This window comes from Streptomyces colwelliae, assembly GCF_048158785.1.
GTDB lineage: Bacteria > Actinomycetota > Actinomycetes > Streptomycetales > Streptomycetaceae > Streptomyces.
Genome location: NZ_JBLTJC010000227.1, coordinates 1 through 16970, shown reverse-complemented (window position 1 = coordinate 16970; position 16970 = coordinate 1). Strand labels below are relative to the sequence as shown.

Below are 16970 nucleotides of genomic sequence, written 5' to 3'. Positions count from 1 at the left end.
GGTCAACGAGCTCTTCCCGATCTTCGGCATCTCCAACCAGCTCCTCGCGGCCGTCGCCCTGGCCGTCTGCACCACCCTCCTGGTGAAGTCCGGGCGCCATCAGCAGGTCCCCGCTGACCGCCACCCCAGCGGCGCCTCCACCACGTGCCGGTCCATGTGCTCCACGAACTGGAAGAACGGCGGATACACGGGCGGATTGACCACCACCGCGTCACCGGGCCCGGTCACCAGCCGGAGCATCTCGACGACGCCCAGCATGACGTCCGGCACGATCCGCGTGCGCTCCACAGCCATCCCGCCCCAGCCCCACCGCTTCTCCGCGAACGCGGCCAGCGCCTCCGCGTAGGCCGTACCGGCGGGATAGCCGGTGTCGCCGAGCGCGAGCGCGTCGGTGACCGCGCGGACCACCGGTTCGGCGAGCGGCACGTCCATCTCGGCCACCCACACCGGCAGTACGTCCTCCGGGTACGTGCGCCACTTCATGCTCGTACGACATCGCAGCTGGTCGAGGGAGAGGGCACGCAGGGGATTCGGTTCACCGGACGTGTCCTGCGGGATGCTGGTCATGAGCCACAAGATAGGGGGATGTGCGATGACCGGGAATCCTGAGAACGGCGCCCTCATGGAGATCGCCTGCGACGAGTCCGGCTCGGACGGCGAGAACCTCACCGGCGGGAACACGGATGTCTTCGCCCATGCGAGTGTGCGGCTGCCCGTGGAGACGGCCGCCGAGTACGTGCAGGAGATACGGCGCCGGATCCGCTCGCCGGCGGAGGAGTACAAGGCGAACCATCTGCTGCGGGACAAGCACCGGGCGGTACTGGAGTCGTTCCTCGGCCCCGCCGGTCCGCTGCGCGGCGGGAACGCCCATGTGCATCTGATCGAGAAGACGTTCCTCGTCGTCGACCGCGCGGTCGACCTGCTGCTCGACGAAGACGGGGACAGGGACGGGGACCGAGAGGGCACCGAGGCCGTCACCCTGTTCCGGGAGGGGCCGCGGACGTTCGGCGAGCGGGGCTGGCGGGACTTCCTCGCCGCGTCCAACCAGTTGCTGCGGGTCAGGAACGACGCGGCGGCGACCGTCCCCGCCGACGTCTTCTTCCGCACGGTCGACGCCCTGCGCGACGAGTACTCCGGTACGACCGCGGGCGTGATCGTGGGGCGGCTCGCGGCGGCCCGGTCGCGCGCGGAGTCGTACCGGGAGCGGATGCGGGACTCCCCGGTGCTGTTCCCCGTCCTCAATCCGCTGCTCCCCGCGATCGTCAGCACGGCCCGGTACTGGCTCGCCGGGGGCCACTCCGTCCGGCTGGTGCACGACCGGCAGAACATGCTCACCCCGGAACGGATCGCCTGGATCATGGAGTCGGCCCCGCTGAGCGACGTACAGCTCGTCGCGGCGCGGTCCGACGCGCGGGTCCAACTGGCCGACTTCCTCGCCGGTATCGCCCGCAAGCTCGCCTCCGACGAGCTGAACGGCCGCGGCGACCCCGCCCACACCGCGCTGCTGCGCCCGTACATCGGCACGGATTCCGTCTGGGGCGACGCGGGCAGCGGGCTCCGGCTGGGCACCGCCGAGGCCAACTCGGCCGTATAGAGCGCTCGTTGATCGCGCGAGCTGAAGCCGATCTTCCGTCCGGTGAACACGGGAGTGCTGGGCCACGTATGGAGGAAGGGCACTCGACGACCGGAGGGCCCCGCGGTGTCGCACCGCACGTTCGGGGTTCGGGAGCCAAGCATGAGGCACGCACGACGACGGGTCATCCGGCGAGTCACACGGTTGGCGGCCGTCGGCGGACTCCTGCTGGGAGGTGGCATGGTCGCCCAGGCGGCCATGGCCAGTGACTCTTCCGGCACGTCCGCCGCCACGCTCAGCGCGCCACAGACACCCGCGGACAAGGGCTCCGCCCTGGCGGCGAAGCTCGGTTCGGCCCGTACGGCGGGCAGTTGGGTCGATTCGGGCGGCCGTACGGTCGTCGCGGTGACCGATGCGAAGACGGCGGCCGCGGTGACGAAGGCGGGCGCCGAGGCGAAGGTCGTGCGGTACAGCATGAACGAGCTGAACTCGGCCGCGAGCACGCTGAGTTCGGCGCCGAAGGTGCCGGGTACCGCGTGGGCGATGGACTACCGGAACAACAGGGTGCTGGTGGAGGCCGACAGCAGCGTCTCCACCGCCAGCTGGAACGCGATGACGAAGGTCGCGACCGGCATCGGTGCCTCGGTCCAGATGCAGCGCACGCAGGGCAAGTTCACCACCCGGATCAATGGCGCGCAGCCGATCCTGTCGACCGGCGGGCGCTGTTCGGCGGGCTTCAACGTGACCGACGGGACGAACGACTTCATCCTCACGGCCGGGCACTGCGGGCCTGTCGGGTCCATCTGGTTCGCCAACAACCAGGGCGACCAGCAGCTGGGCAAGACGGTCTCCGACAACTTCCCCGGCAGTGACTTCTCGTTGGTGCAGTACGCGAGCGGTTCGGCGGGCGACGGCGCGGACGTCGTCGCGATCGGCAACGGCAGCGGGGTGACCATCACGGGCCTGGCCGACGCGGCCGTGGGCGAGAAGGTGTTCCGCAGCGGCAGCACCAGCGGGCTGCACGACGGCGAGGTGACCGCGCTCAACGCGACGGTGAACTACCCCGAGGGCACGGTCACCGGTCTCGTCCAGACCACGGTGTGTGCCGAACCGGGCGACAGCGGCGGCCCGTTGTTCGCCAACGGCATCGCGCTGGGCGTGACGTCGGGCGGCAGCGGTGACTGCACGGCGGGCGGTACGACGTTCTTCCAGCCGCTGACCAAGGCGCTGGCCGCGCTCAACGTCAAGCTGCTGGTGGCGCCGAAGACGGCCGCCTCGCCCGCGCCGTCCGCCTCGGCCCCCGCCGGAGCGGCAGCCGCCGGCTCGGTCACGCCCGGGACCTCCGCGCCGGCGACGAACACCACGGCGGAGGGGTCGACGACACTGCCGGCCCGGCTCACGGACCCGAAGAACGTGGGTCCCGGCCTGCTGGTCATCGCGGGAAGCCTGATCGCCCTGGTGGCGACGCGCTGGATCCGCGCCGAGCAGGACCGCAAGGCCTTCCAGCGGCACTACTCGGCAATGTGGGGCTGATCACTCGAGGGAGTTCAGCGAGGTAGGTCGGTGGAAGACAGAAGGGTCGAAGACAGAAGGGTCTGGGAGACAGAAAGGCTTTCGACGGGGGTGACGGGATCGACCGGCTGGGCCGAAGGTCACGAGGAAGAAGGCCGGGCGACGGGATCCCAACGACACCTGCGCCGGCCGGCCGGACTGCTCTCAGGCCGCCGTGGCCGACTGCGGAGCTGCGGCGGCCCACTCCATGACGAGCCGCCTGTACTCCTCGCGCTGCTGGGCGCTCAGTGTCCCGCCCGACCGGAGCCACAGGGCCCTGATCTCCTCGTTGACCTCGGCTGCCGATCGCTCGGTGGCTGATTCAACGCTGGTGGACATGGTGTGAAGCATACGTCGCCGAAGGTGAAGGCGATGTGAGTAATCGCGAGCTAACCGGACATATCGGACCGTGTTGCTGATCACGTCATCTGTCAAGCCCCGTAACGCAATTCACACTTCGGCCACACCCAGCACCAGCACCTGGATCGCCAACACCGCCGCGCCACGCGCCCAGTCGTGGAAGTCGGAGACCTTCGTCTCCACGTCGAGCGGGGCGGCCAGCGGATGCCGGTGGGCGCGGAGCGTGTCGTCCACGGTCTTGCCGGCCACGTCGATCAGGCCGACACCCTCACCGGCGAGCAGGATCTTCTGCGGCAGCACGAAGTTGGCGATCTGGGCGACCAACGCGCCCAGCGCGCGGGCCGCTTCGTCGATGACGCGGGAGGGCATGGGCTCACCGGCGGCGGCGCGGGCGAGGATCTCCTCGTAGGTCAGGTCGAGTCCGGTGGCGGCCCGGATCTGGTAGCGGATGCTGGGGATGGTCAACAGCGAGACGGCGCTGCCGCGTTGACCGGCGGGGGTGATCGGGCCGTTGGGGTTCAGGATCCAGTGGCGGCCGAACCCGCGGTCCTCCTCGGCGTACGGCACCCGCTTGCCGCCGAGGACGAGGCCGTAGCCGATGCCCGCGCCGATGGTGAGGACGACGAAGCGGTCGAGGCCGCGCCCGGCGCCGAACCAGGTCTCGGCCTCGACGAGGGCGGCCACGTCGTTCTCGACGACGACCGGCAACCCGGTGCGCTCCTCGACGAGTTGGGCCAGCGGGACGTCGCTCCACTGAAGAAAGGGCGACTCCCCCACCACGGCACGGTCCTGGACGAGCCCGCCGACGCCGATACCGATGCCGGTGAGTGTGGGGAACCGGGCGGTGAGTTCGCCGGTCATCTCGCCCAGCAGATCGGCCACTTGGTCGGGTTCGTGGGTGGTGAGCGGCCGGTCGAGGCGGGCGACGATCTCGCTCCTGAGCGTGGTGACGACGCCGTAGACCATGTCCTCGGTGACCTTGAGGCCGAGGAACGTGCGCGACTCGGCGACCACGTCGAGGGGTTGGGAGGGGCGGCCCTGGCGGACCTCGGCCGGGCCGCCGCCGTCGGGGACCTCGACCAGCAGGCCGGATTCGATCAGCGGCTTGGTGAGGCGGGTGAGGCTGCCCGCCGAGAGGTCGAGCCGGCGCGCGAGATCGGTGCGCGACAGCGGGCCGTGGACAAGCACCTCGATCGCCACCGAGCGTTCGCCGGGGCTCAGCGGCTGCCAGCTGGCGGCACGTGTGGTCATGAGGGTCACAATCCCACAGGTCTCTTTCTTCCACCATGGAAGTAACACGACTATTTCACGGCCGGAATCCGGCACGGAAAAGACCTCTGCACAGCTATTGACGCCTGGATTCTTTCGCGACAAAAGTAAGTGCCCCGAGGACGAGCCGTCGCAGACAAGGGAGTCTCCAGATGACCATCGCCTCAAGCAGTCCCCCGACCCGTCGGCCGCGGGCCCGTGAAGCCGGGGGCGACGGACGGCTGGCGGCGATTTTCATCGCCCCGGCCCTGCTGGGCTTCCTGGTCTTCCTGCTCTGGCCGACCCTGCGCGGCATCTATCTGAGCTTCACCCGCTTCAACCTGCTGACCCCGGCGAAGTGGGTGGGCCTCGACAACTACGACCGGATGGTCCACGACCCCATCTTCTGGTCGTCGTTGAAGGTCACCGTCGAGTACGTGCTCATCAACATCGGCATCCAGACGGTCACCGCCCTCGCCGTCGCCGTGCTGCTCCAACGGCTCACCCAGTCCGCCCTGTTGCGCGGGATCGTGCTGACGCCGTACCTGATGTCGAACGTGGTCGCCGGCATCGTCTGGCTGTGGATCCTCGACACCCAGCTCGGCATCGGCAACGAGATCATCGGCGGGCTCGGCTTCGACCACATCCCCTTCCTCGCCGACAAGACCTGGGCCATCCCGACGATCGCCCTGATCAACGTGTGGCGGCACGTCGGCTACACGGCGCTGCTGCTGTTCGCCGGGCTCCAGGCCATCCCGGGCGACATGTACGAGGCGGCGAAGGTGGACGGCGCGAGCGAGTGGCGCATGTTCTGGCGGATCACGATGCCGCTGCTGCGGCCGGTGCTGGCGGTCGTGCTGATCATGACGGTGATCGGTTCGTTCCAGGTGTTCGACACGGTCGCGGTGACCACCGCGGGCGGCCCGGCGAACGCGACGAACGTCCTCCAGTACTACATCTACGGCTCCGCCTTCGGGCGCTTCCAGTTCGGCTACGCGTCCGCGATGTCCGTGGCCCTGCTGATCGTGCTGAGCGCCATCACGTTCCTCCAGTACCGGCTCACCCGCGCCGGCCAGACCGACCTCGGCTGACCGGAAGGAGTCGACATGGCCACCCTGACCACCACGCCCAACGTGCCCAACACCCCTACGCCTACGGCAAAGCAGGAGATCGTACGGCCGCCCCGGCCCCGGCCCTCCGTCGGCAAGGTCGCCGCCTGGGTCGCGATGGCCGCGATCATGCTGATCACCCTGCTGCCCTTCTACTGGATCCTGCGCACCGCGCTCTCCACCAACACCGGGCTCGCCGCCCACCCCTCGGACCCGCTGCCGGTCGACTTCACCACCGGCGGCTTCGAGCGGGCCCTCGGCCTCCAGTCGACCAAGGAGGCGATCGCACAGGGCGGTTCGGGCGGCGGACTGAAGTTCTGGCGCTATCTGCTCAACTCGGTGATCGTCTCGACCCTGGTCACCGTCGGCCAGGTGTTCTTCTCCGCGATGGCCGCCTACGCCTTCGCCCGGCTCCGCTGGCGCGGCCGGGACCGGATGTTCGGGCTGTTCCTCGCCGGGCTGATGGTGCCGGCCATCTTCACCCTGCTGCCGAACTTCGTCCTCATCAAGCAACTCGGGCTCGTGGACACCCTGTTGGGGATCGCGCTGCCGACGATGTTCATGACGCCGTTCGCGGTGTTCTTCCTCAAGCAGTTCTTCATGAACATCCCGCGCGAGGTCGAGGAGGCCGCCCTGCTCGACGGCGCGGGCAAGGTCCGCGTCTTCTTCCGGGTGCTGCTGCCGATGGCGTCCACGCCGGTCCTCACCCTGGGCGTGCTGACGTACATCACGTCCTGGAACGACTACTTCTGGCCGCTGATGGTGTCCTACAGCGACAGTTCACGCGTGCTGTCGGTGGCGCTGGCGATCTTCCGCTCGCAGACCCCGCAGACCGGCTACGACTGGTCGGGCCTGATGGCGGCGACCCTCATCGCCGCGCTCCCGATGCTCGTCCTCTTCGGAGTGTTCGCGCGCCGCATCGTCAGCTCCATCAGCTTCACCGGAATCAAGTAAGGGGCAGGGCATGCGATTTCGTACGGTCATGGCATTGACCGGGGCACTCGCGCTGTCCCTGACGGCGGGCTGCGCCAAGGGCGACTCCGTGGGCTCGGCCTCCGGCACGGTGACGTACTGGCTGTGGGACTCCAACCAACTCCCCGCCTACCAGGCCTGCGCGAAGGACTTCGCGCAGCAGAATCCCGGACTGAAGGTGAAGATCACCCAGTTGGGCTGGGCCGACTACTGGACCAAGCTCACCGCGAGCTTCATCGCGGGCACCCAGCCGGACGTGTTCACCGACCACATCCAGAAGTTCGGCCAGTTCGCCGACCTGAAGGTGCTCCAGCCGCTCGACGACCTCGGCATCGACGCGTCCGCCTACCAGCCCGGTCTCGCCGCCAACTGGCAGGGCCAGGACGGACATCAGTACGGCGCGCCGAAGGACTGGGACACGGTCGCCCTCTTCTACAACCAGAAGATGGCCGAGTCGGCGGGTCTGAGCGCCGACCAGCTCGACAGCCTGTCCTGGAACCCGACGGACGGCGGCACCTTCGAGAAGGCCATCGCCCATCTGACCATCGACAGGAACGGCAGGCGCGGCGACGAACCGGGCTTCGACAAGCACCACGTCAAGGTGTACGGCATGGCCACCGGAGGCGCCGGTGACTCCGACGGTCAGACCACGTGGAGTCCCTTCACCGCCTCGGCCGGCTGGAACTACACCGACAAGACACGCTGGGGCACGAAGTTCCAGTACGACAGCAAGACCTACCAGTCGACGGTCAAGTGGTACTTCGGCCTGGCGAAGAAGGGCTATCTCGCGCCGTTCACGGACTACAGCGACGGCGCCAACCCGGCCAACGCGCAGATCGCGGCAGGAAAGGCGGCGACCGCGTTCGACGGCGCCTGGATGATCTCCACGTACGCCGCGGCCAAGGGAATCAAGATCGGCACGGCGTACACCCCTACCGGTCCGACCGGTAAACGGGCGACCATGATGAACGGACTGGCCGACTCGATCACCAAGAACGCCCACAACAAGACGGGCGCGCGAAAGTGGGTGACCTACCTGTCGTCGAACAACTGCCAGAAGACGGTGGGGAGTTACGGCATCGTCTTCCCCGCGACCCCGGACGGCACGAAGGCCGCCGTCGCCGCCTACGAGAAGAAGGGCATCGACGTCACGGCCTTCACCCGGCCGGTCGCCGACAAGAAGGACTTCGCCACCTTCTCCTTCCCGATCACCAACTACTCGGCGGACGTGTACGCGTTGATGCGCCCCGCCATGCAGGACGTCTACGCCAATGACGCACCAGTCGGCGGCCTGAGCAAGACGAACAAGCAGATCAACTTCATCCTCGGTCAGTGACTCGTCGGTCGACGACTCCTGAGTCAGTGAATTCCTCGTCAGAGAAGGACACGCACCTATGACGTTCTCCCTCGGCATCGTCGGAGCAGGCCAGTTCTCGGGCCAGTTCGCCAGACTGTTCCAGGCCCACCCGGGCGTGAGCGAGGTCTTTGTGACCGACCTCCTGCCTCAGCGGGCGGAGCAACTGGCCGCCGAACAAGGGCTGGCGGGCACCTTCCCCTCCTACGAAGCGATGCTGGAGTCGAAGGCCGTCGACGCCGTCGCGATCTTCACCCAGCGCTGGACGCACGGCCCCCTGGTCCTCCAGGGGCTCGGCGCCGGCAAGCACGTGTACTCCGCGGTGCCCATGGCGATCAGCACGGAGGAGATCGCGGCGATCATCGACGCGGTCAGGGCGACCGGACTGACGTACATGATGGGCGAGACCAGTCAGTACAACCCGGCGACCGTGCACGCCCGCAACCAGATCGCGGAGGGCGCCTTCGGGCGGATCTTCTACGCCGAGGGCGACTACGTCCACGACATGGATCTGGGGTTCTACGAGGCGTACCAGTACAGCGGCGGCGACAACTGGAAGGCCACCGCCAGCTATCCGCCGCTGCTGTACCCGACGCACTCGGTGGGCGGGGTGCTCGGCGCGTGGCAGACGCACGCGATCAGCGTGTCGGCGATCGGGGTGGTCGACGAGCGCGGGGACGGTGTCTTCGACAAGGAGGTCAGCCAGTTCGGCAACGACTTCTCCAACGCCACGGCGCTGTTCGAGGTGGCGGGCGGCGGTTCGTTCCGTACGAACGAGTTCCGGCGGGTGGGTTATCCCTCGCAGATCCGGGAGTCGCGTTTCCGGTTCTTCGGGACGGACGCGAGCATGGAGCAGCTCGCGACGGTGGCCTTCTGGCAGGACAAGAAGGGGGTGCAGGACATCAGCGAACTGCTGGAGCCCAAGCCCACCATGTCTCCTGACGATCCGTCACTTCAGCACATCGCGCCGGATCTCCGGGCCGCCTTCACCTCGGGCTCGGCGCCGGTGCACGACCGGTCGCGGCTGCCGCGGGAGTTCGACAACCTGCACAACGGCCACGAGGGCAGCCACCACTTCCTGGCGGACGACTTCGTGACCGCGGTCAACTCCCGCACCCTGCCGTCCGTGAACGCGTGGGTCGCGGCCCGCTACACCCTGCCGGGCATCGTCGCGCACGACTCGGCACGGCAGGGCGGGGCGAGGCTGGAGATCCCGGACTTCGGGGACGCGCCCGCGTAACCGTGTTGGCACGCAAGCCGGGTGACTGACTGTCAGGTCCCCGGCTTGCGGCCATACACGAAGACGTCGTCGCCGTTCTTCAGCAGCGACCAGTACTTCTTGGCGGTGGTCTTGGTCATGTTGACGCAGCCGTGCGAGCCCGGCGGGTTCCACATGCTGAGGCCGACCGAGTGGAAGGCCTGGCCACCGTCGAAGAACTGGCTGTACGGCATGGGCACGTTGTAGATGCTCGAGACGTGGTCGATGTCCCGCCAGTAGATCTTCTTCAGACCGGTGCGGGTCTCATAGCCGTCGCGTCCGGTGCGCACCGGGACCGGGCCGTAGACGAGCCGGCTGCCGTCCTGGATCCAGCTGATCTGGAGGGTGAGGTTGACGCAGGCGATGCGGCCCTTGTTCGTCGGGCACTTGCCGGCCGCGTTGGGCTTGTTGCCCACGGCCTTCTGCTTGTTCATGAGGTCCATCACGCCCCAGGTGACGGAACCCGCGTAGCCGATGTTCGGCGTGATGCCGTGCTTGGTCTGGAAGGCCTTGATGGCCTTGCAGTCGGCGGCGGACTGCTTCCCGTCGACCGGCCGCCCGAGGAACTTCTCCACCTGCTTCTGGTACGGCCCCGCCTGCGTCGTACAGCTCGCCGCCATCGCCGGCGTGCTGCCCAGCGCGAGCGTGAGCGGTGCCACCAGCCCGGTGATACCGAGCACCACGGCACCTCGTCTGCGTATGTCCCCCATGTCGAACCCTCCCCGTCGGCAAGAACTGCGATCTCTGCCACCTAGACCGGAGTATGGCGGCCGAGGTTGTAGCCCGGGTCACGCTGCGACGAAACGGTGACATTCCTCGCGCGACGGTCAGCGTGCGCACCGGTGGCCGTACTCCACTCAGCAGTCCAGTTCCCCGGAAGTGGCCCGATACCCCACCCGCGGCGTCCGCCTACGCTGCCGCTCATGCACCGCACACTCGCCGACGACCTCTCCCGGCTCCCCGCGCTCCTCCAGTCCGCCCGTGACCTCGCCGCCCGCGAGCTGGACGGGGTGGCCGGGCGGCCGGTCGTCCGGCTCGACAAGGCGCCCGACGGGGAGCCGCTGCCGGTCGAGGGGGCCGGCGGCGAGGCGGCGCTCGCCCGGTTCGCCGAGCGGTGGGCACCCGGGCTCTCGGGCTCGGCGGGCCCGCGCTACCTCGGCTTCGTGACCGGTGGTGCGACGCCCGCGTCGGTCGCCGGGGACTGGCTGACCAGTGCGTACGACCAGAACGTGTCCGGGGCGGCCGGTTCCTGGGCGGCGGCCCTTGAGCGGGAGACGGTCGACTGGCTGCGCGAGCTGTTCGGGCTGGGCGAGGCGCACTCCGGGGCCTTCGTCACCGGCGCGACCGTCTCCAACACGGTCGGGCTGGCGATCGCCCGCGAGTGGCTGGGCGAGCGCCTGGGCGTGGACGTGTCCCGGGACGGGCTCGCCGCGCTCGGCCCGGTCGACGTGCTCTCCGGCAGCCCGCACTCCAGCGTCACCAAGGCGCTGTCCGTGCTGGGCATCGGCCGAGACCGGCTGCGGCACGTGCCCGTGCTCGCCGGGAACCGCGAGGCCGTCGACGTGCCCCAACTGGACGCTTCTCTGGCCGAGTTGGACGGCCGCCCGGCGATCGTCGTCGCGAACGCCGGCACCGTGAACACCGTCGACTTCGACGACCTGCGGGCGATCGCGGCGCTCAAGGAACGGCACGACTTCTGGCTGCACGTGGACGCCGCGTTCGGCGGCTTCGCCGCGCTCTCCCCCGCCCACGCCCACCTCGTCGACGGCCTGGACGCGGCCGACTCGGTCTGCGTCGACCTCCACAAGTGGCTCAACGTGCCCTACGACGCGGCCGTCCAGTTCACCCGCCGCCGCGACCTCCAGACCAGGGTGTTCCACAACGCGTCCCCGTACCTCGGCCTGCCCACCGGCGACCCGGACTTCCTCCACCTCACCCCCGAGAACTCCCGACGGCTGCGCGCCCTCCCGGCCTGGTTCTCCCTTCAGGCGTACGGCAGTTCGGGGCACCGCGAGATCGTCGAGCGCAACGTCGCCCTGGCCCACCGCCTCGGCGAGGGCATCGCCGCGCTCCCGGGCCTGCGGCTGTCCGCGCCGGTCCGGCTGAACGTCGTCTGCTTCACCCTCGCCGAGAACCCCACGCAGGAGCGGGTGGCGGCGGTGGCGGAGGCCGTGTCCGCCACCGGCGAGGCGTTCCTGACACCGACGGTCTACGACGGCACGCCCGCGCTGCGTGCAGCGTTCAGCAACTGGCGTACGTCCGAGGCGGATACGGACCGGGTGCTGACGGCGCTTGCCTCACCGCCCCTCGCCCGCCTGCTCTGAAAGAGCCCTGCGGAACCCGGTGGCCACCGCGGTGACCCCTCCGTCGACGGTGAGCGTGGTGCCGGTGATCCAGGAGGCGTCCCGCGAGGCGAGGAACGCGACGGCCGCGGCGATGTCCTCGGGCTCACCGACCCGGCCGAGCGGATACAGCCCGCTCAGCGTGTCCAGGTCGGCGTCCCGGCCCTCCCACGCGGAGGTGCGGACCGTGCCCGGCACCACCAGGTTGACGCGCACTCCCCGCCGGGCGGCGTGTCCGGCGAGGGTGCGGGTCAGGGAGACGAGTCCGGCCTTGGCGGCGCTGTAGGCGTGGTTGCCGAAGTCCTGGGCCCCGTTGACCGATCCGATGCTGACGATCGCCCCGCGTCCCGAGTCGACCAGGTGCGGGAGTGCGGCGCGGCAGCAGCGGAACGTTCCCGTCAGCGTGATGTCGAGGTCACGCGCCCACTCGCCGTCCGGTTCGTCCTCGAAGAGCGGGACGTCGGGCGTGCAGTGCGCGGCGCAGTTGACCAGGACGTCGAGCGACCCGAAGGTGTCGACAGCGTGCGCGACGGCCCGCTCGACCGCCCCCTGGTCCCCCACATCACACCCCAACGCCTCCGCCATCAGCCCGAGTTCACGCAGTGCCGCCGCGGTCTTCTCCGCCTCGGCCAGATCGGCGTCGGTCACCAGCACCCGCGCCCCCTCCTCCGCGAGCCGCCGGGAGATGGCCGCACCGATGCCGCGGGCCGCACCGGTGACGAGAACTCCGTACCCCTCGAAGCGTGTTGTGTCGGTCATGAACGCGAACCTACTGCCGGAACGATCAACTCGGCAGATAGCGTGCGGACATGAACGCGTTCATACAGCAGCTTCCTGCGCTCATCGGTGTGGTGATCGGCGCCCTCGGTTCGTATGTGGTGGTCGTGCGCGGCGAGCGGGTGAGGTTCCGTCGTGAGCGGGAGGCTCGTTGGGAGGAGCGGCGGCTGGAGGTGTACGCCGAGTACGCGCGGACGCTGAAGAAGTCCGTGACCCTGACGTACCGGGTCGCGTCCCATCTCGGCAACGACCCGCATCCGCATCCACTGACCCCTGCGGAGGCCGCGCCACTGATGGCCGAGGCGACCGCGGCCGGGGATCCGGCCGGAGAGACACTGCTCATGCTGGGCAGCGCGGATGTGGTGGCGAAGGCACGGGTCTGGGTCACCGCTCTGCTGGCGATGGAAAGGTTCCTGCGCGAGGGCACGCACGATCCGCAGGCGTGGCAGGACCTGCTGCAGCGACAGCGGGAAGGACGCCAGGGCTACTACGCGGCCGTACGCGACGACTTGGCCCTGCCGCCAGGCAACTCGGCCGCTTGGGCGCTGGCGCCCGCCCGCCCCGCGTGAACTCACCGATAGCCGCTCGTGTCCGCCGGTTTCCCCACGTCCTGCACCTCCACCACGTACCGCCACGCGTCCGGGCGGCTGCCGTCGAGGTCCGTGAAGCCGTACACCGGAGCCAGCCCTCCGCTGGACAGCGACTGCCCGTTCCAGCGGGCCACTTCGGGGTCGGCTGCGAGGGCGGCGACGGCGCGGCCGACGTAACGCGGGGTCTCCGAGATGGCGAAGTGAGGGACGCGTTCCAGGGCGTCACGCCAGTTGTCCTCGCCCACGCCGAACTGTTCGAGCATGATCTCCGAGCGCAGCCAGCCCGGGGTCAGCGCGAGGGCGGTGGCGCCGCGCGGGCCGAGTTCGTGGCCGAGGGCGAAGGCCATGCGCAGGACGGACGACTTGGCGAGGTCGTAGAAGAAGGAGACGCGGTAGGTGTCGCGGTTGTACTCGGCGGTCCCGTCGGTCATCTCGACGACCAGGCCGCCGGGCCTGCGCAGCAGCAGGGGCAGCGCGTGGTGGCTGGTGATCGCGTGCGTCTCGACCGCCAGCCTGAGGATGCGGAGTCCTTTGTCGAGGTCGTGTTCCCAGACGGGGGTGTCCCAGGCGAAGAGGTGCTCGCCGCCCCAGATGTCGTTGACGAGGATGTCGAGGCGGCCCTGTTCGTCGTCGATGCGGTCGACGAGGGCCCGTACGGCCGAGGGTTCCAGGTGGTCGGTGGGTACGGCGATGCCCCGGCCGCCGGCCGCGGTGACGAGGTCGGCGGTGTCCTCGATGGTCTCCGGCCGGTCGTATTCGGAGCGCTTGGCGCGGGTGCTGCGTCCCGTGACGTAGACGGTGGCGCCGGCCGCGCCCAGTTCCACGGCGATCCCGCGTCCCGCTCCGCGTGTCGCCCCCGCGACCAGCGCGATCTTGCCTTCCAGTGGGCCCGGCATGTCCGACCTCCCGTGCTCGTTCGGCGTGCTGTCATGCCGATCGTGCAGGAGAAGCCGGACACCTTCTGTCGGGTATTGGCCGGTGTCTCAGTGCCCCCGCGCGATCCACTCCTCCAGATGCGCGGCCTCCGCCCCGACGGTCGTCGAGTCGCCGTGCCCGGTGAGCACCTTGGTCTCGGCCGGGAGGGTCAGCAGGCGGTCGCGGATGGAGTCGATGATCGTCGGGAAGTGGGAGTACGACCGTCCCGTGGCGCCCGGTCCGCCGTGGAAGAGGGTGTCGCCGGTGAAGACCGTGCCGAGCCCGGGGTCGTACAGGCAGACCGCGCCGGGCGCGTGCCCTGGCGTGTGCAAAACCTTCAGGTCGGCGCCCGCGGCCTCGATCACCTGACCGTCGGCGAGGTGGGAGTCGGGGTCGCGGTCGGGGTGGGTCTGCTTCCACAGGGGCAGGTCGTCGGGGTGCAGCCAGATTGTGGCGCCGGTGCGGTCGGCGAGTTCGGGCGCCGCGTCGATGTGGTCGTTGTGCGCGTGGGTGCAGATGATCGCGGTCAGCCTGCGGTCGCCCATCGCCGCGAGGATCGCGTCGGCGTCGTGGGCGGCGTCGATGACGACGACCTCGTGGTCGTCGCCCACGATCCACACGTTGTTGTCGACATCCCAGGTGCCGCCGTCGAGGCTGAACTGCCCCGAGGTGACGAGGTGTTCGATGCGAGCGCCCATCACAGCACCACCACCGAACGCAGCACGTCGCCGCCGTGCATCCGCTCGAAGGCCTTCTCCACCTCGTCGAGTTGGATGGTCTCCGTCACGAACGCGGCCAGGTCCAGGCGCCCTTGCTGATGTAGATCGATCAGCATGGGGAAGTCGCGGGAGGGCAGGCAGTCGCCGTACCACGAGGACTTGAGCGAACCGCCCCGCCCGAAGACGTCCAGCAGCGGGAGTTCGAGCTTCATCTCCGGCGTCGGCACCCCGACGAGCACGACCGTGCCCGCCAAGTCGCGGGCGTAGAACGCCTGCTTGTACGTCTCCGGACGGCCGACCGCCTCGATGACGACATCGGCCCCGAAACCACCGGTCAACTCACGGATCGCCTCGACGGGGTCGGCGGCCTTGGAGTTGACGGTGTGCGTCGCCCCCATGGAGCGGGCCTTCTCCAGCTTCCGGTCGTCGATGTCCACCGCGATGATCCGCGCCGCACCCGCGAGCCGGGCCCCGGCGATCGCAGCGTCACCGACCCCACCACAGCCAATAACAGCGACGGTGTCACCGCGCCCGACGTTGCCGGTGTTGATGGCGGCGCCGATGCCGGCCATGACCCCGCAGCCGAGCAGTCCGGCGACCGCCGGGGAGACGGACGGATCGACCTTGGTGCACTGTCCGGCCGCGACGAGCGTCTTGTCGGCGAAAGCACCGATACCCAGGGCAGGGGAGAGTTCCTGGCCGGTCGAGGCGAGGGTCATCTTCTGCTTGGCGTTGTGGGTGTTGAAGCAGTACCAGGGGCGACCGCGCAGACAGGCCCGGCAATTCCCGCACACGGCACGCCAGTTGAGGATCACGAAGTCGCCGGGGGCGATGTCGGTGACGCCTTCGCCGACCGACTCCACGACCCCGGATGCCTCGTGGCCGAGCAGGAAGGGGAAGTCGTCGCTGATGCCGCCCTGTTTGTAGTGCAGGTCGGTATGACAGACCCCGCAGGCCTGCACCTTCACCACGGCCTCACCGGGTCCGGGATCGGGCACGACGATCGTCTCGACCCGGACCGGCTCGTCCTTGCCCGGTGCGATCACGCCGCGTACTTCCTGCGCCATGGTCCTGAACCCTTTCGTCGGCCGTTGTCCCTGCCTACGACCCTACGCGTGACTGATCGGTAAGGCCCACGCGTACCGCCACGGCCGTCACCGCCACCGTCCTTCTCACCCCGGTCGGTCACCGACGTAGCCTGAATGCTCCGACCGACTCGCAAGGAGCACCGTGGGCGCCGTGGGCATCGCAGGGACTCAGAGCGCCCCGCCGACCTGGCGGCTGCTCCTCGACTACGTACGGCCGCACCGCTGGGCCCTGTTGGCGGGCGCGTTGCTCTCGCTGGTCACCGGGGGTACCGGGCTGTTGCTGCCGCTGGTGGCGCGGGGACTCATCGACGACCTGTCGCACGACCGCACCATTACCGGGGCGCTGCTCGCGATGTCGGCGCTGGTGGTCGCCAACGCGGCGCTGGGCGCGCTGGGTTCATACGTTCTGCGGCGTACCGCGGAGTCGGTGGTGCTCGGCGCCCGGCGCGCCCTGTCGTCGTATCTGCTGCGGCTGCGGATCTCCGCCGTGGACCGCAGCGAGCCCGGTGACCTGATGGCCCGCATCACCTCGGACACCACGCTGCTGCGCGAGGTCACCACCGACTCCCTCGTCGGGCTCGGCACCGAGGGGCTCATCCTCGTCGCGACGGTGGTGCTGATGGGTCTGGTCGACCCTGTGCTGCTGGCCGTCACCCTCGGCGTGATCGTGGGTGCGGGCGTCGTGCTCAGCGTGATCGTGCCGCGCATCAACCGGGCCAGCCGGCGGGCACAGGACGCGATCGGTGTGATGGGCGCCTCGTTGGAGCGGATCCTCGGCGCGCTGCGCACGGTAAAGGCGTCCGGCGCCGAGGACCGCGAGGAGCGCACCCTGCACGCGGCGGCCGAGGAGTCGTGGCGGCAGAGCATCCGCGCGGCCAAGTGGGCGGCCGCGGCGGGCAATACGGCCGGCCTGTCGATGCAGATCGCGTTCATCACGGTCCTCGCGGTGGGCGGGGCGCGGGTGGCGACGGGCGCGATCGACGTCGGCACGCTGGTCGCGTTCCTCCTCTACGTCTTCTATCTGATGATGCCGATCCAGCAGGTCGTCGGCGCGATCACCCAGTACCAGACGGGCGCCGCGGCCCTCTCCCGCATCCAGGAGGCGCTCCAACTC

Annotated in this window: 16 protein-coding genes and 2 pseudogenes; 10 read left to right on the top strand and 8 right to left on the bottom strand. The window is 69.4% G+C overall.

Going from position 1 to position 16970, the window contains the following annotated elements; genetic code table 11:
• Window positions 1–97, top strand: a pseudogene (locus tag ACNFOC_RS35155) (carbon starvation CstA family protein); the annotation flags it as partial.
• A gap of 26 nt (window positions 98–123) precedes the next feature.
• Here the strand turns inward: ACNFOC_RS35155 and ACNFOC_RS35150 are convergent.
• A pseudogene (locus ACNFOC_RS35150) lies at window positions 124–567 on the bottom strand (pyridoxal phosphate-dependent aminotransferase); the annotation flags it as partial.
• A 25-nt stretch (window positions 568–592) separates the two neighbouring features.
• On the opposite strand from ACNFOC_RS35150, the gene ACNFOC_RS35145 reads away from it, so the two are divergent.
• Complete coding sequence (locus tag ACNFOC_RS35145; protein ID WP_416963097.1) at window positions 593–1594, top strand: hypothetical protein; 1002 nt, start codon at window positions 593–595, stop codon at window positions 1592–1594.
• 141 nt (window positions 1595–1735) lie between these two features.
• The gene (locus ACNFOC_RS35140) at window positions 1736–3106 is read left to right on the top strand and encodes a S1 family peptidase (RefSeq protein ID WP_416963096.1); all 1371 of its coding nucleotides are present in this window, start codon (window positions 1736–1738) and stop codon (window positions 3104–3106) included.
• 183 nt (window positions 3107–3289) lie between these two features.
• Here ACNFOC_RS35140 and ACNFOC_RS35135 read toward each other — a convergent pair whose 3' ends face one another.
• Window positions 3290–3475, bottom strand: coding sequence for a hypothetical protein (locus ACNFOC_RS35135; protein WP_043662304.1), 186 nt, complete (start codon window positions 3473–3475; stop codon window positions 3290–3292).
• Between the two features lie 99 nt (window positions 3476–3574).
• Window positions 3575–4735, bottom strand: coding sequence for an ROK family transcriptional regulator (locus ACNFOC_RS35130; RefSeq protein WP_416963095.1), 1161 nt, complete (start codon window positions 4733–4735; stop codon window positions 3575–3577).
• A gap of 170 nt (window positions 4736–4905) precedes the next feature.
• Between ACNFOC_RS35130 and ACNFOC_RS35125 the strand changes: the two genes are divergently transcribed.
• From ACNFOC_RS35125 to ACNFOC_RS35110, 4 genes are read left to right on the top strand one after another with little or no spacing between them, the layout of a single operon-like run.
• Window positions 4906–5823 (top strand): carbohydrate ABC transporter permease, encoded by a 918-nt coding sequence (locus tag ACNFOC_RS35125; RefSeq protein ID WP_416963094.1) that lies wholly within the window; start codon window positions 4906–4908, stop codon window positions 5821–5823.
• Between the two features lie 15 nt (window positions 5824–5838).
• Window positions 5839–6795 carry a carbohydrate ABC transporter permease gene (locus tag ACNFOC_RS35120; protein WP_416963093.1) on the top strand — a complete coding sequence of 319 codons (957 nt, stop codon included), beginning with the start codon at window positions 5839–5841 and terminating at the stop codon, window positions 6793–6795.
• Window positions 6796–6805: 10 nt separating this feature from the next.
• Window positions 6806–8149, top strand: a complete 1344-nt coding sequence (locus tag ACNFOC_RS35115) for an ABC transporter substrate-binding protein (RefSeq protein ID WP_416963092.1) — start codon at window positions 6806–6808, stop codon at window positions 8147–8149.
• A 58-nt stretch (window positions 8150–8207) separates the two neighbouring features.
• A complete protein-coding gene (locus tag ACNFOC_RS35110) occupies window positions 8208–9407 on the top strand; it encodes a Gfo/Idh/MocA family protein (protein WP_416963091.1) in 1200 nt (399 codons plus the stop codon).
• Between the two features lie 32 nt (window positions 9408–9439).
• Here the strand turns inward: ACNFOC_RS35110 and ACNFOC_RS35105 are convergent, their stop codons facing one another.
• Window positions 9440–10135 carry a L,D-transpeptidase family protein gene (locus ACNFOC_RS35105; protein WP_416963090.1) on the bottom strand — a complete coding sequence of 232 codons (696 nt, stop codon included), beginning with the start codon at window positions 10133–10135 and terminating at the stop codon, window positions 9440–9442.
• Between the two features lie 213 nt (window positions 10136–10348).
• Here ACNFOC_RS35105 and ACNFOC_RS35100 point away from each other — a divergent pair, with 213 nt between their 5' ends.
• Window positions 10349–11749 (top strand): pyridoxal phosphate-dependent decarboxylase family protein, encoded by a 1401-nt coding sequence (locus ACNFOC_RS35100; protein WP_416963089.1) that lies wholly within the window; start codon window positions 10349–10351, stop codon window positions 11747–11749.
• On the opposite strand, the gene ACNFOC_RS35095 is transcribed toward ACNFOC_RS35100, so the two are convergent.
• Window positions 11723–12526, bottom strand: coding sequence for an SDR family NAD(P)-dependent oxidoreductase (locus ACNFOC_RS35095; RefSeq protein WP_416963088.1), 804 nt, complete (start codon window positions 12524–12526; stop codon window positions 11723–11725). The genes ACNFOC_RS35100 and ACNFOC_RS35095 overlap by 27 nt on opposite strands.
• A 50-nt stretch (window positions 12527–12576) precedes the next feature.
• Between ACNFOC_RS35095 and ACNFOC_RS35090 the strand changes: the two genes are divergently transcribed.
• Window positions 12577–13113, top strand: a complete 537-nt coding sequence (locus ACNFOC_RS35090) for a hypothetical protein (RefSeq protein WP_416963087.1) — start codon at window positions 12577–12579, stop codon at window positions 13111–13113.
• A 2-nt stretch (window positions 13114–13115) separates the two neighbouring features.
• Here ACNFOC_RS35090 and ACNFOC_RS35085 read toward each other — a convergent pair whose 3' ends face one another.
• The 3 genes from ACNFOC_RS35085 to ACNFOC_RS35075 form a co-directional block, all read right to left on the bottom strand.
• Window positions 13116–14030, bottom strand: a complete 915-nt coding sequence (locus tag ACNFOC_RS35085; protein ID WP_416963086.1) for an SDR family oxidoreductase — start codon at window positions 14028–14030, stop codon at window positions 13116–13118.
• An 87-nt stretch (window positions 14031–14117) separates the two neighbouring features.
• Window positions 14118–14747: an MBL fold metallo-hydrolase gene (locus tag ACNFOC_RS35080; RefSeq protein WP_416963085.1), complete on the bottom strand. Its 630-nt coding sequence runs from the start codon at window positions 14745–14747 to the stop codon at window positions 14118–14120.
• Entirely contained in the window at window positions 14747–15835 is a 1089-nt protein-coding gene (locus tag ACNFOC_RS35075; protein ID WP_416963084.1) for an S-(hydroxymethyl)mycothiol dehydrogenase, read from the bottom strand. Before ACNFOC_RS35075 ends, ACNFOC_RS35080 begins: the two co-directional genes overlap by 1 nt.
• A 172-nt stretch (window positions 15836–16007) precedes the next feature.
• Between ACNFOC_RS35075 and ACNFOC_RS35070 the strand changes: the two genes are divergently transcribed.
• The coding region (locus ACNFOC_RS35070) for an ABC transporter ATP-binding protein (RefSeq protein WP_416963083.1) at window positions 16008–16970 on the top strand (963 nt) is incomplete at its 3' end.

What these genes read in the sequence shown, in the direction of transcription:
- ACNFOC_RS35140 (WP_416963096.1), top strand. Translation starts at nt 1,736, where the DNA reads ATGAGGCACGCACGACGACGGGTCATCCGGCGAGTCACACGGTTGGCG.
- ACNFOC_RS35135 (WP_043662304.1), bottom strand. Translation starts at nt 3,475, where the DNA reads ATGCTTCACACCATGTCCACCAGCGTTGAATCAGCCACCGAGCGATCG.
- ACNFOC_RS35125 (WP_416963094.1), top strand. Translation starts at nt 4,906, where the DNA reads ATGACCATCGCCTCAAGCAGTCCCCCGACCCGTCGGCCGCGGGCCCGT.
- ACNFOC_RS35090 (WP_416963087.1), top strand. Translation starts at nt 12,577, where the DNA reads ATGAACGCGTTCATACAGCAGCTTCCTGCGCTCATCGGTGTGGTGATC.
- ACNFOC_RS35110 (WP_416963091.1), top strand. Translation starts at nt 8,208, where the DNA reads ATGACGTTCTCCCTCGGCATCGTCGGAGCAGGCCAGTTCTCGGGCCAG.
- ACNFOC_RS35145 (WP_416963097.1), top strand. Translation starts at nt 593, where the DNA reads ATGACCGGGAATCCTGAGAACGGCGCCCTCATGGAGATCGCCTGCGAC.
- ACNFOC_RS35115 (WP_416963092.1), top strand. Translation starts at nt 6,806, where the DNA reads ATGCGATTTCGTACGGTCATGGCATTGACCGGGGCACTCGCGCTGTCC.
- ACNFOC_RS35085 (WP_416963086.1), bottom strand. Translation starts at nt 14,030, where the DNA reads ATGCCGGGCCCACTGGAAGGCAAGATCGCGCTGGTCGCGGGGGCGACA.
- ACNFOC_RS35080 (WP_416963085.1), bottom strand. Translation starts at nt 14,747, where the DNA reads ATGGGCGCTCGCATCGAACACCTCGTCACCTCGGGGCAGTTCAGCCTC.
- ACNFOC_RS35130 (WP_416963095.1), bottom strand. Translation starts at nt 4,735, where the DNA reads ATGACCACACGTGCCGCCAGCTGGCAGCCGCTGAGCCCCGGCGAACGC.
- ACNFOC_RS35075 (WP_416963084.1), bottom strand. Translation starts at nt 15,835, where the DNA reads ATGGCGCAGGAAGTACGCGGCGTGATCGCACCGGGCAAGGACGAGCCG.
- ACNFOC_RS35120 (WP_416963093.1), top strand. Translation starts at nt 5,839, where the DNA reads ATGGCCACCCTGACCACCACGCCCAACGTGCCCAACACCCCTACGCCT.
- ACNFOC_RS35095 (WP_416963088.1), bottom strand. Translation starts at nt 12,526, where the DNA reads ATGACCGACACAACACGCTTCGAGGGGTACGGAGTTCTCGTCACCGGT.
- ACNFOC_RS35105 (WP_416963090.1), bottom strand. Translation starts at nt 10,135, where the DNA reads ATGGGGGACATACGCAGACGAGGTGCCGTGGTGCTCGGTATCACCGGG.
- ACNFOC_RS35100 (WP_416963089.1), top strand. Translation starts at nt 10,349, where the DNA reads ATGCACCGCACACTCGCCGACGACCTCTCCCGGCTCCCCGCGCTCCTC.